Here is an 11595-nt window from a genome sequence, read left to right on the forward strand (position 1 = left end):
CGCCCGGAGCCGTCGCTCTTGACACAGCACGAGCTGCGTGGTTGGTTAATTACTGCACCAACGAACCAACACACCACGAAGCACCGATATCGAGGGAAGGAGCCCCATGGACGACTCCCGCCCGATCTTCCTGCAGATCGCCGAGCAGATCGAGAACGACATCATCGCGGGCGCGCTGCCCGAGGAGGACCAGGTCCCGTCGACGAACGAGTTCGCCGCATTCCACCGCATCAACCCGGCCACGGCCGGCAAGGGCGTGAACCTGCTCGTCGACGAGGGCGTCCTGTACAAGAAGAGGGGGATCGGCATGTTCGTCGCCGAGGGAGCGCGCGACCGCCTGGTCGAGAAGCGCCGCACGCAGTTCCGCGACCAGTTCGTCGCACCGCTCCTCGCGGAGGCCGCCAAGCTCGGCCTCACCCGCGAGCAGCTCACCGCCATGATCACCGACATCGAAGGAGGATCGCGATGAGCGCGGTCATCGAGGTCGCCGGCCTCAGCAAGCACTACGGCAGCATGCACGCCGTCTCCGACGTCAGCTTCACCCTCGAGGAGAACCGGATCCACGGCCTCCTCGGCCGCAACGGCGCCGGCAAGACCACCCTGATGTCGCTGCTCACCGGCCAGGAGTTCGCGAGCGCCGGCAGCATCCGCGTCTTCGGCGAGGCCCCCGTCGAGAACGCCGCCGTCCTCTCCCGCACCTGCTTCATCAAGGAGAGCCAGAAGTACCCGGAGGACTTCAAGGTCACGCACGTCCTCCGCAGCGCCCGCTGGTTCTTCGAGGGCTGGGACGAGGAGTTCGCGCAGCAGCTCGTCGTCGACTTCCGCCTCCCGCTCGACCGCCGCGTCAAGAAGCTCAGCCGCGGCCAGCTCTCCGCGATCGGCGTCATCGTCGGCCTCGCCTCCCGCGCCCCGCTGACCTTCTTCGACGAGCCGTACCTCGGCCTCGACGCGGTCGCCCGGCAGCTCTTCTACGACCGCCTGCTCGCCGACTTCGGCGAGCACCCGCGCACCGTCGTCCTCTCCACCCACCTGATCGACGAGGTCAGCAGCCTCCTCGAGCACGTCCTCGTCATCGACGACGGCCGCCTCCTCGTCGACAGCGACACGGAGGAGCTGCGCGGTGCCGCCGCGACCGTCACCGGCAGCCGCGCCGCGGTCGACTCCTTCACCGAGGGCCGCGAGGTCCTCTCCCGCAGCGGAGTCGGCGGCCTCGCCACCGCGACGCTCCCCCACCTCGGCACCGCCGACCGCGACGAGGCCCGCCACCGCGGCCTCGAGCTCGAGCCCGTCTCGCTCCAGCAGCTCGTCGTCCAGCTGACCACCGGAAAGGCCGCCTCATGACCGCCCTCGCCCCGCAGCGCTCCGTCGCGCGCCACCGCCTGCTCAGCATCGTCCGCCTGCACCTCGCCAACCCGGCGACGCTGCTCGTCACTCCGCTCGCGATCCTCGGCGCGATCTTCATCGGCAGCCTGATCATCTGGCTGCTCGTGCTGCGGATGGTCGGCGTCCCGGCCGCCGGCGGCGACTCCGGCGTGCAGATCACCGGTGGCACGACGTTCATCTTCATCTACATGCTGGTCGTCGCCATCCAGGCCACGAACGTCACCTTCGCCCTCGCGCTGGGCTACGGGTCGACCCGCCGCGACTACTCGCTCGGCACGGGGCTGACCTTCGTCGGCCTGTCCGCCGCCTGGACCGTCCTCTACTCCACGATGTCCGCGCTCGAGCAGGCGACGAACGGCTGGGGGCTCGGCGGCTACATGTTCCGCGCCGCCGCCTACAGCGACGTCTCCTGGCTCGCTCAGACCTTCGCGGTCTTCAGCCTCTTCCTCTTCTTCTTCTTCGCCGGCTCGGCGGTCGCCGCGGTCTTCGTCCGCTGGCGGGCCACGGGGATGACCGTCTTCTTCCTCGCCCTCGGTGCGCTGATCGTCGGCCTGGTCGCCCTGTTCACCCTCACCGACAGCTGGGACTCCGTCTGGCTCGCCTTCGAGGCGATCGGCTTCACGGGCGCCTTCGCCCTGCTGCTCGTCCCCACGGTCCTGTCCGCGGTCCTCGGCGCCCTAATCCTCCGCCGAGCCACCCCGCGCGGCTGACCCGGCCGCAGAACATCAGCTGAGAGAGGGGGGCATCCGCTGAGGAGCGATGCCCTCCCTTCTCAGCTGATGTTCTGCGGCGAGCAGCCCCGTCCGGACGGCGCCCCGCCGCCCGCAAGGCCCTTCCGTCCCGCGCGCTCGCCTGGGAGCGTTGCAGCATGGCCGCATCCCTCACCTCCCCCGCCGCTCAGCACGTCTGGGCCGCCAGGGACGACAGTCCGCTCGACCCCGCCACCCTCGACACCATCGACGCCTGGTGGCGCGCCGCGAACTACCTCGCGGTCGGCCAGATCTACCTCCTCGCCAATCCGCTGCTGCGCGAGCCCCTCGCGAGGGAGCACATCAAGCCGCGCCTGCTCGGACACTGGGGCACGACCCCCGGCCTCAACCTGATCTACGCGCACCTCAACCGCGCGATCACCGAGCGCGCGCAGCCCACCCTCTACATCACCGGCCCCGGCCACGGCGGACCGGGCATGGTCGCCAACGCCTACCTCGACGGCACCTACAGCGAGATCTACTCGCACATCGACGAGACCGAGGACGGCCTGCGCCGCCTCTTCCGCCAGTTCAGCTTCCCCGGCGGCATCCCGAGCCACGCCGCCCCCGAGACGCCCGGCAGCATCCACGAGGGCGGCGAGCTCGGCTACTCGCTCAGCCACGCCTACGGCGCCGCCTTCGACAACCCGGACCTGCTGGTCGCCGCCGTGGTCGGCGACGGCGAGGCCGAGACCGGCCCGCTCGCCACCAGCTGGCACTCGAACAAGTTCGTGAACCCCGCGACCGACGGCGTCGTGCTGCCGATCCTGCACCTCAACGGCTTCAAGATCGCCAACCCGACGGTCCTCGCCCGCATCCCCCACGAGGAGCTCGAGAGCCTCATGCGCGGCTACGGTCACGAGCCGTTCACCGTCGAGGGCGGCTTCGACGGCGAGGACCCGATGCGCGTGCACGAGCGCTTCGCCGCGGTCCTGGACACCGTGCTCGACCGCATCGCCGCGATCAAGGCGCGCGCCGCCGAGGGCGACCTCTCCCGCCCCACCTGGCCGATGATCATCCTGAAGACCCCGAAGGGCTGGACCTGCCCCGCGGAGATCGACGGCGTGCAGGTAGAGGGCACCTACCGCGCGCACCAGGTCCCGCTCGCGAACGCCCGCGATACCGAGGCGCACACCCGCCTGCTCGAGACCTGGATGCGCTCCTACCGTCCCGAGGAGCTCTTCACCGAGGAGGGCGGGATCGCCGACCGCGTCCGCTCACTCGCCCCCGAGGGCGAGCTGCGGATGAGCGCGACGCCGCACGCCAACGGCGGCCTGCTCCGCCAGACCCTCCGGCTGCCGGACTTCCGGCGCTACGAGGTCGTCGTGCACGAGCCGGGCGGCACCGTCGCGGAGGCGACGAAGGTGCTCGGCGAGTGGCTCGCCGACGTCATCCGCGAGAACCCGACGAACTTCCGGATCTTCGGACCCGACGAGGTCGCCAGCAACCGGCTGCAGAGCGTCTACGCCGCGACCGACAAGCAGTGGAACGCCGAGCTCAGCCCGCTCGACGACCACCTCGCCCGCGCCGGCCGCGTGATGGAGGTGCTCTCGGAGCACCAGTGCCAGGGCTGGCTCGAGGGCTACCTGCTCACCGGCCGGCACGGGCTCTTCACCTGCTACGAGGCCTTCATCCATATCATCGACTCGATGTTCAACCAGCACGCGAAGTGGCTGGACGGCACCCGCGACATCGAGTGGCGCCGTCCGATCGCGAGCCTCAACTACCTGCTCTCCAGCCACGTCTGGCGCCAGGACCACAACGGCTTCAGCCACCAGGACCCGGGCTTCATCGACCACGTGGTCAACAAGAAGCCGGAGGTGGTGCGCGTCTACCTGCCGTTCGACGCGAACACGCTGCTCTCGGTCTACGACCACTGCCTGCGCAGCGTCGACTACGTCAACGTCGTCGTCGCCGGCAAGCAGCCCGCTCCCGCCTGGCTCACCATGGCGGAGGCGGTGGCGCACTGCACCCGCGGCCTCGGCATCCTGGAGTGGGCGAGCAGCGAGCGCCGCGGCGAGTCGCCCGACGTGGTGATGGCCTGCGCCGGCGACGTCCCGACCCTGGAGACCCTCGCGGCCGTCAGCATCCTCCGCGAGGCGCTGCCCGACCTCGCGATCCGCACCGTCAACGTCGTGGACCTGATGCGGCTGATGTCCGAGTCGGAGCACCCGCACGGCCTCTCCGACCGCGAGTTCGACGCGGTCTTCACGCCCGACCGACCGGTGATCTTCGCGTACCACGGCTACCCGTGGCTGATCCACCGCCTGACCTACAAGCGCACCGGCCACGGCAACCTGCACGTCCACGGCTACAAGGAGAACGGCACGACCACCACGCCGTTCGACATGGTGATGCTCAACGACCTCGACCGCTACTCGCTGGTGATGGACGTCATCGACCGCACCCCCGGCCTCGGCGCGAAGGCGGCGGGCCTCCGCCAGGAGATGCAGGACGCCCGGATCCGCGCCCGCGCGTACACCCGCGAGCACGGCGAGGACATCCCCGAGGTCGCGAACTGGACCTGGTCCGGCTCCCGCTCCGGCAACGCCTCCGAGGCCACCGGCGGCGACAACGAGTAGCCCCGCCCCCACCTCCGCCCCCGCTCCCCGCGAGATGCCACTTGTGCACGCGACACGCCGTGTCGAGCGCGCACAAGTGGCATCTCGCGGGAGGGGTCAGGCCGCCGCAGCCGTGAGGTAGTCGTCCCACTCGGGCTGGGTGCGCTCGGCACCGCGCACGAGCCAGGAGCCGGCGCGCGGCATCCGCGGCACGGAGCGCAGCTGCCAGCCCATCTCGAGCGGCGTGCGGTCGCTCTTGACGTTGTTGCAGCGGTGGCAGCAGGCGACGAGGTTCTCCCAGGTGTCCCGACCGCCGCGCGACTTCGGCTGGATGTGGTCGATCGTGTTGGCGTGCTGGCCGCAGTAGCCGCAGCGGTGGTTGTCGCGCCGCAGCACCCCGCGGCGCGAGACCGGCACGCTCCGCGAGCTCGGGATGCGGACGTAGCGCGTGAGCACGATCACCGAGGGCCGGACGTAGTCGCCGGTCGCTCCGTGCACCGGGTGCTCCTCGTCGGCGACGATGATCATCGCCTTCTCGGTCATCAGCAGCACCAGCGCCCGCTTGAACGACACCACCGCGAGCGGCTCGTAGCCGGCGTTGAGGACGAGTGTGCGCATCAGTGACCTCCGTGCTGTCGCACGCCGGCGCACGGAGACGCCGCGACCACGCGAAAGGGCGCCGTCGTGATGACGGCGCCCTTCGAGGCCGCGGCGCAGAGCCGCACGGTGACGTGGTGCCGTATCCGAGTGTCGGCGGAGTGGAGTGCGGCGAGGAGGATCCCCGCCCGGATCGCGTCGGTCCGCCGCACGCGCGAACGCAGCCCCACGCAGTGGTGCCCGTTCCGCTCGGCCATCCCGGCACTCCGTCCCTCGACGAATCGCTCCGCTCGCCACGCGAGCGGACTGAGGTTCAGATTAACCCTTCGCGCCCGGAACACCAGAGGAACCGGGGTTTTCGTCATCCGCAGTTCACACGGCGGGCGGCGGGCCTGCACTCATGGGAACGCGGAAGAGCCCGCCCCGGTGAGGGGACGGGCTCTCGGCCGGTGCTCGCGGTCGTCGTCAGCCGGAGATGCGGACGATCGTGTAGTCGGTCGTCCAGATCGGCTGCACGCGGACGCTCGCGCCCTCGTACGGCGCGTGCAGGATGTTGCCGTTGCCCGCGTAGAAGCCGTCGTGACCGGGCATGATCACCAGGTCGCCGGGCTGCGCCTCGGACACCGGGATCTGCGTGCCCATCGCCGCCTGGCCGGCCGCCGAGTGCGGCATCGAGATGCCGTACTGCGCGAAGACGTACATGACGAGGCCGGAGCAGTCGAAGCCGCTGGGGTCCGCGCCGCCGAAGACGTAGGGCACGCCCTGGTACTGCAGCGCCGTGTCGAACACGGCGGAGAGGCTGTAGCTCGTGCTCGGCGCACTCGCCGCGAGCTCGCTGGCCGAGGCGCCCTCGTAGGAGTTGAAGCTCTCGGCTGTCTCGGCGCGGGCCTCGGCGACGTCGCTGGTGTCGACGACGGGCTCGACGACCGGCTCCGGCTCGGGCGGCGGCGGCGCGGCCTCGGCGGTGAAGCCGTCGCGGGCGATCGCGGCCTGGACCACTCCCCCGGCGACGGCGACGGTCTGCGCGTCGCCCTGGCGCAGAAGGTCGGCCTGCGAGGCGGCGAACAGCCCGTCGCTCTCGGTGCCGGGCGAGAAGGCGTAGGCCGGCAGTGCCATCGTCGCGACGAGCGCTCCGGCGAATCCGACGATGGCGACCTTGCCGATCGTGCGGCCGCGGCTGCGCTTGCGCGGCGAGCCGGCGGGCGTCGGGACGAAGTCGGTGACGTCGGCCCGGCGGGACGGCGCCGACGGCACGGCCCGGCGGGCGACGGGCGCCTCGTCGGTGTAGCGGGCGCGGATCACCGGCGGCCGGTTCTCGAAGGAGGACGCGTTGCGGGGGCTGTCCGGGTGGGTGGAGCGGAACCGGTCGGGGGAACCGGAAGGAATGGTGGGGTTCTGGGGCAAGGGGGAGGACCTCCGACGTCCCGCCAGCCCAGGCAGCTGTCCCGTCTCACGTGCGCGAAGCATCGGCGTTCACGGAGTCCGAGACGGGAAGGGACGTCGGACCCCGCGCCTCACGACCGGGGTTCGGGCGCGGGGCTCCACAGAGCGTAAGCGACCGTTACCGATTTGTCACCAACCGGAGACGAGATCGTGTCCCGCCCCGAGCCTCGATGCGCTAGTGCGCGTGGAGCGGGCGTTCAGCTGACGAGGAAGATGTGCGCAGCGACCTCGTTGGGCAGCTCGATGCCCGCCTCCGCGCCGTCGATGCGCACGAGCACGTAGCCGTTGAGCGCCGAGAACTCGCCCTCGGCCCCGGGGACGACACCGGCCTGCTTGAGCTGCAGCAGCAGCTCCGGGTCGACCTGCGCGGGCTCGCCGAGCCGGCGCACGGTGCCGCGCTGCGGCTCGGCCGAGCCGGCGACGAAGCGGGGGATGCTGATGACGCCGTCCGCGAACCGCGACGCCGGAGTGTCCCCCAGCTCGTCGAGCCCCGGGATCGGGTTGCCGTAGGGCGACTCGGTGGGGTGGTCGAGCATCTCGAGGAGGCGGCGCTCCACCTGCTCGCTCATCACGTGCTCCCAGCGGCAGGCCTCCTCGTGCACGAACTCCCAGTCGAGCTTGATGACGTCGTGGAGGAGGCGCTCGGCGAGGCGGTGCTTGCGCATGACGTGGATCGCCTTGCGGCGTCCGTCGCCGGTCAGCTCGAGGTGGCGGTCGCCGGAGACGACGACGAGGCCGTCGCGCTCCATCCGGCCGACGGTCTGCGAGACGGTGGGACCCGAGTGGCTGAGCCGCTCGGAGATGCGGGCCCGCAGGGGGATGATGTTCTCCTCCTCCAGCTCCAGGATGGTGCGCAGGTACATCTCGGTCGTGTCGATCAGATCCGTCATCTCAGCCTTCCGGTCTCAGCGCGCACAACCTTACTGGGCACCGTGTCCCGTCTCCGTCGACGGGGCAGGGCGCAGGGCCTCCGATGGTCGAAGGCGGGGCGGGCCGGGAACCCTAGTATTAACGCATGCCGGACGTCACCATTCCTCGCGAGCTCCTCCCCCACGACGGGCGGTTCGGCTGCGGCCCGTCCAAGGTGCGGCACGACCAGCTCGCGCACCTCGCGACGCAGGGCGCGCACCTCCTCGGCACCTCGCACCGGCAGGCCCCGGTCAAGAACCTGGTCGGGTCCGTGCGCGAGCACCTCGCGACGCTCTTCCGCATCCCCGAGGGCTACGAGGTCCTGCTCGGCAACGGCGGCTCCACCGCCTTCTGGGACGCGGCCGCCTTCTCGCTGATCGACCGCCGCGCCGAGAACCTCACCTTCGGCGAGTTCGGCCAGAAGTTCGCGAAGGCGGCCTCCGCGCCGTTCCTCGAGCCCGCGCACGTCGTCTCGGCCCCGGCCGGCTCGCGCAGCGAGGTCGAGATCCTCGAGGGCGTCGACGTCTACGCCTGGCCGCACAACGAGACCTCCACCGGCGTCATGGCGCCGGTCCGCCGCGTGCACGGCGATGAGGGCGCCCTCACGGTGATCGACGCGACCAGCGCCGCCGGCGGCATCGACTTCGATGCGGCCGAGGCCGACGTCTACTACTTCGCTCCGCAGAAGAACTTCGCCTCGGACGGCGGCCTGTGGTTCGGCCTCTTCTCGCCGGCCGCAATCGAGCGGATCGAGCGGATCGCCGCGAGCGGCCGCTACATCCCCGAGTTCCTGAGCCTGCAGAACGCCGTCGACAATTCGCGCCTGAACCAGACGCTGAACACCCCCGCCCTCTCCACGCTGCTGCTGATGGAGTCGCAGCTCCAGTGGATGAACGAGAGCGGCGGACTGGCCTGGGCGTCGGCGCGCACCCTCGAGTCCTCGTCGGCGATCTACGACTGGGCCGAGGCCTCGCCGGTCGCGACCCCGTTCGTCGAGGTGCCCGAGCACCGCTCGCAGGTCGTCGCCACCGTCGACTTCGACGCCTCGGTCGACGCCGCGCTGATCGCGAAGGTCCTGCGCGCGAACGGCATCGTCGACACGGAGCCGTACCGCAAGCTCGGCCGCAACCAGCTGCGCGTGGCGACCTTCGTCGCCATCGAGCCGGACGACGTCCGCTCGCTGCTCGGCTGCATCGACCACGTCATCGAGCGCCTGGCCGACTGAGCGACCGGGGAACGGGGAGGCGAGGGATGAGGCTCTGGCTCCGTCCGGACGAGCGCCGCCCCGCTCCCCCGCCCTACGCGTCCGACGACGCGACGGCGCTCCTCGTGGGCTGCATCGTCTGGGTGCTCGCCCTCGTCGGCGTGCTGATCGCCGCGGCGGCCGGCGCGACCGTGCCGCCGCTCGTCCTGTCGACCGTCGTGATCGGCGTCGTGCTCGGCACGATCGGCCTGTTCTACAGCCGCAACCGACGCTGATCCACCCACGTCCGCGCGCGGTGCGCGCGGCCGGCGCCGTGGCCGAGCGAGGGCGACCCCGCTCGGCCGGGTCCTCACCGGCGGCGGCGCCGTCGTCCGCGACCGCTGCCGCCGCGTCGTCCGGCGGCCGAGGCCACCGACCCGTCCTCGGTGCCGGAGTCCTGGCCGTCCGAGTCGTCCTCATCGGAGTCGTCGTCGTCGGAGTCGTCGTCGTCGGAGTCGTCCTCGTCGGAGTCGTCCTCGTCCGAGTCGTCGCCGTCGTCGTCCGAGTCGTCCTCGTCCGAGTCGTCGTCGGCCTCGTCGTCGTCGAGGATCTCGTCCTCGTCCGCCTCCGCCGCGTCGCCGTCGACGACGGTGTCGTCGTCGTACTCGTCGTCCTCGGTCTCGTCGCGCTCACCGCTGGCGTCCTGCGCCGCGCGGTAGTCCGCGAGCCGGACCGACCACGGCACCCAGTCGGGCGCGAGCACGGAGCCCTCGCCCGGCAGGAGCTCGACCTCGAGGACGTTGACGTCCTCGGACTCGTCGATCCTCGACAGCGTCGCCGTCCAGAGCCAGCCCGGGTAGCCGCGCATCAGATTCGTGAACTGCAGCGAGACCACGTGCTCGCCCTGGGCGAGCGTCGCGACCAGGTCGCCGACCGTGTCGGCGGTCGTGATGTCGAGGAGCGCCTCGCGCGCACGGTCCTCCGAGCCGGCGAGGACGGCGTCGAGCTCGTACACGGGCGCGGGCTCCGGCTCTCCGGCGGACGCTGCGGACCCGGCGTCCGGCTCTCCTCCGTCGTCGGAGTCGGAGTCGGAGTCCTCGTCGGAGTCGTCCTCGTCCTCCTCGTCGATCTCGTCGCTCCAGACGGCCACCACGGGAGCGGGCGACGCCGTGACGCCGCCCGACGAGTCCGCTGAGCCCGCGGATCCCTCGGTCGGGGCCTCGGACCCGGTGTCCGGAGTCTCGTCGGTCTCGGGCGACGGATCGCCGGTCGTCTCGCCGGCGTCAGGCATCGAGCTCGTCCGCGACCCGGCGCAGCAGCGTCGCGATCGTGCGCCCGTGGGCCTTGTCGGGGTAGCGGCCGCGCTTGAGGCCGGTGCCGATGCCGTCGAGCAGCTTGACCGTGTCCTCGACGATCACGGACATGTCGTCGGCCGACTTGCGGCTGAGCTTGACCATGCTGGGCGGGGTGTCGATGATCCGGGCCGAGAGGGCCTGCGCACCGCGCTTGCCGTCGGCGATGCCGAACTCGAGACGGGTGCCGGCCTTGACCGCGGTCCCGGAGGGCAGCGCGGAAGCGTGCAGGAAGACCTCCTGGCCGTCATCAGTGCTGATGAAGCCGAAGCCCTTCTCCTCGTCGTAGAACTTGACCTTGCCGGTAGGCATGCAGAACCCCTCCTGGAAATGAAGCAGCCATCAGTTTAGAGGACGGCACCCGCCCTATCCTTGACCCGTGAAGCCACAGCAGCCCGCGGGCATCGGACGCGCGGAGCGCGTCCTCGCCTACATGTTCGTCGCGATCATCGTCGTGACCGTCATCGCGTTCATCGCCGTCCTCGTCGCGCCGATGATGGGCGTCCGCGACTACAGCGGGAGCCTCTGGCAGTTCGTCCTCGCCCTGCCCCTGGTCGGCCTGCCGATCGCCTTCCTGATGATGATCGCGATGCTCGTGGTCGGCGTCCGCCGCCGCCGCTCCTCCTAGAGGAGACCTCTCCGCCTGCGCCGAGCCCTCGACGAGCAACCGGTCACGCGACTCCCAGACTTCATCCAGGCCACGCGCAGATACTGTCCGCATGGACGGACCCCGCATTCTCATCGTCGACGACGAGCCCAACATCCGCGACCTGCTCACCACGAGCCTCCGCTTCGCCGGCTTCGCCGTGCGCGCGGTGGGCAACGGCGCCCAGGCGATCTCCGCAGTCCTCGAGGAGGAGCCGGACCTCATCATCCTCGACGTGATGCTGCCGGACATGAACGGCTTCGGCGTCACCAAGCGCCTGCGCTCGGCCGGCTACACCTCGCCGATCCTCTTCCTCACGGCGAAGGACGACACCGAGGACAAGATCACCGGTCTCACCGTCGGCGGCGACGACTACGTCACCAAGCCGTTCAGCCTCGACGAGATCGTGGCGCGCATCAAGGCGATCCTCCGCCGCACGATGCACGCCGAGGAGGACGCGGTCATCCGCGCCGGCGAGCTCACGATGGACCAGGACACCCACGAGGTCCTCGTCGGCGACGAGCCGGTCGAGCTCAGCCCGACCGAGTTCAAGCTGCTGCGCTACCTGATGCTCAACCCCAACCGGGTGCTCAGCAAGGCGCAGATCCTCGATCACGTCTGGGAGTACGACTTCAACGGCGATGCGGGCATCGTCGAGTCCTACATCTCGTACCTGCGACGTAAGCTCGACACGCATTCGGAGGAATCGCTCATCCAGACCAAGCGAGGATTCGGATACATGCTGAAGGTCGCGAAGGTCTGACCTCCGCCG

At 70.6% G+C, this 11595-nt stretch carries 13 protein-coding genes; 8 read left to right on the forward strand and 5 right to left on the reverse strand.

Annotation, left to right across the window (positions count from 1 at the left end):
• The first annotated feature begins 106 nt into the window (after positions 1-106).
• The 4 genes from EDF43_RS05895 (at position 107) to EDF43_RS05910 (ending at position 4714) form a co-directional block, all read left to right on the forward strand.
• The gene (locus tag EDF43_RS05895) at positions 107-469 is read left to right on the forward strand and encodes a GntR family transcriptional regulator (protein ID WP_123445182.1); all 363 of its coding nucleotides are present in this window, start codon (positions 107-109) and stop codon (positions 467-469) included.
• Positions 466-1341 (forward strand): ABC transporter ATP-binding protein, encoded by an 876-nt coding sequence (locus EDF43_RS05900; protein ID WP_132435950.1) that lies wholly within the window; start codon positions 466-468, stop codon positions 1339-1341. The genes EDF43_RS05895 and EDF43_RS05900 overlap by 4 nt, the downstream gene beginning before the upstream one ends.
• Positions 1338-2093 (forward strand): ABC transporter permease, encoded by a 756-nt coding sequence (locus EDF43_RS05905; RefSeq protein WP_132435951.1) that lies wholly within the window; start codon positions 1338-1340, stop codon positions 2091-2093. Before EDF43_RS05900 ends, EDF43_RS05905 begins: the two co-directional genes overlap by 4 nt.
• 158 nt (positions 2094-2251) lie before the next feature.
• Positions 2252-4714, forward strand: coding sequence for a phosphoketolase family protein (locus EDF43_RS05910; protein WP_132435952.1), 2463 nt, complete (start codon positions 2252-2254; stop codon positions 4712-4714).
• A gap of 96 nt (positions 4715-4810) precedes the next feature.
• On the opposite strand, the gene EDF43_RS05915 is transcribed toward EDF43_RS05910, so the two are convergent.
• The 3 genes from EDF43_RS05915 to EDF43_RS05925 all read right to left on the reverse strand — a co-directional run bounded on the left by EDF43_RS05915 (position 4811) and on the right by EDF43_RS05925 (position 7623).
• Positions 4811-5311, reverse strand: coding sequence for an HNH endonuclease (locus EDF43_RS05915; protein ID WP_123445178.1), 501 nt, complete (start codon positions 5309-5311; stop codon positions 4811-4813).
• Between the two features lie 444 nt (positions 5312-5755).
• Positions 5756-6694 carry a C40 family peptidase gene (locus EDF43_RS05920; protein WP_243582851.1) on the reverse strand — a complete coding sequence of 313 codons (939 nt, stop codon included), beginning with the start codon at positions 6692-6694 and terminating at the stop codon, positions 5756-5758.
• Positions 6695-6930: 236 nt separating this feature from the next.
• Positions 6931-7623, reverse strand: coding sequence for a metal-dependent transcriptional regulator (locus EDF43_RS05925; RefSeq protein WP_123445176.1), 693 nt, complete (start codon positions 7621-7623; stop codon positions 6931-6933).
• A gap of 125 nt (positions 7624-7748) precedes the next feature.
• Between EDF43_RS05925 and serC the strand changes: the two genes are divergently transcribed.
• Complete coding sequence (serC, locus tag EDF43_RS05930) at positions 7749-8867, forward strand: phosphoserine transaminase (protein WP_132435953.1); 1119 nt, start codon at positions 7749-7751, stop codon at positions 8865-8867.
• Positions 8868-8893: 26 nt separating this feature from the next.
• A complete protein-coding gene (locus EDF43_RS05935; RefSeq protein ID WP_123702378.1) occupies positions 8894-9121 on the forward strand; it encodes a DUF2530 domain-containing protein in 228 nt (75 codons plus the stop codon).
• Positions 9122-9195: 74 nt separating this feature from the next.
• Here EDF43_RS05935 and EDF43_RS05940 read toward each other — a convergent pair whose 3' ends face one another.
• Together EDF43_RS05940 and EDF43_RS05945 are read right to left on the reverse strand one after the other, a co-directional pair.
• Positions 9196-10116, reverse strand: a complete 921-nt coding sequence (locus EDF43_RS05940) for a DUF3027 domain-containing protein (RefSeq protein ID WP_207901637.1) — start codon at positions 10114-10116, stop codon at positions 9196-9198.
• Positions 10109-10489: a cold shock domain-containing protein gene (locus tag EDF43_RS05945; RefSeq protein ID WP_123445172.1), complete on the reverse strand. Its 381-nt coding sequence runs from the start codon at positions 10487-10489 to the stop codon at positions 10109-10111. The genes EDF43_RS05940 and EDF43_RS05945 overlap by 8 nt, the downstream gene beginning before the upstream one ends.
• Positions 10490-10556: 67 nt before the next feature.
• Here EDF43_RS05945 and EDF43_RS05950 point away from each other — a divergent pair, with 67 nt between their 5' ends.
• The gene (locus tag EDF43_RS05950; protein ID WP_243582849.1) at positions 10557-10805 is read left to right on the forward strand and encodes a hypothetical protein; all 249 of its coding nucleotides are present in this window, start codon (positions 10557-10559) and stop codon (positions 10803-10805) included.
• Between the two features lie 91 nt (positions 10806-10896).
• Positions 10897-11586, forward strand: a complete 690-nt coding sequence (locus EDF43_RS05955; protein ID WP_085475163.1) for a response regulator transcription factor — start codon at positions 10897-10899, stop codon at positions 11584-11586.
• The last annotated feature ends 9 nt before the right edge of the window (positions 11587-11595 follow it).

It is taken from the genome of Rathayibacter sp. PhB179, from assembly GCF_004345345.1.
GTDB classification, from domain to species: Bacteria; Actinomycetota; Actinomycetes; order Actinomycetales; family Microbacteriaceae; genus Rathayibacter; species Rathayibacter festucae.

Excerpts from the sequence above, each read along its gene's own strand:
- EDF43_RS05895 (WP_123445182.1), top strand. The coding sequence starts at position 107 with ATGGACGACTCCCGCCCGATCTTCCTGCAGATCGCCGAGCAGATCGAG.
- EDF43_RS05900 (WP_132435950.1), top strand. The coding sequence starts at position 466 with ATGAGCGCGGTCATCGAGGTCGCCGGCCTCAGCAAGCACTACGGCAGC.
- EDF43_RS05905 (WP_132435951.1), top strand. The coding sequence starts at position 1,338 with ATGACCGCCCTCGCCCCGCAGCGCTCCGTCGCGCGCCACCGCCTGCTC.
- EDF43_RS05910 (WP_132435952.1), top strand. The coding sequence starts at position 2,252 with ATGGCCGCATCCCTCACCTCCCCCGCCGCTCAGCACGTCTGGGCCGCC.
- EDF43_RS05915 (WP_123445178.1), bottom strand. The coding sequence starts at position 5,311 with ATGCGCACACTCGTCCTCAACGCCGGCTACGAGCCGCTCGCGGTGGTG.
- EDF43_RS05925 (WP_123445176.1), bottom strand. The coding sequence starts at position 7,623 with ATGACGGATCTGATCGACACGACCGAGATGTACCTGCGCACCATCCTG.
- serC (WP_132435953.1), top strand. The coding sequence starts at position 7,749 with ATGCCGGACGTCACCATTCCTCGCGAGCTCCTCCCCCACGACGGGCGG.
- EDF43_RS05935 (WP_123702378.1), top strand. The coding sequence starts at position 8,894 with ATGAGGCTCTGGCTCCGTCCGGACGAGCGCCGCCCCGCTCCCCCGCCC.
- EDF43_RS05940 (WP_207901637.1), bottom strand. The coding sequence starts at position 10,116 with ATGCCTGACGCCGGCGAGACGACCGGCGATCCGTCGCCCGAGACCGAC.
- EDF43_RS05945 (WP_123445172.1), bottom strand. The coding sequence starts at position 10,489 with ATGCCTACCGGCAAGGTCAAGTTCTACGACGAGGAGAAGGGCTTCGGC.
- EDF43_RS05955 (WP_085475163.1), top strand. The coding sequence starts at position 10,897 with ATGGACGGACCCCGCATTCTCATCGTCGACGACGAGCCCAACATCCGC.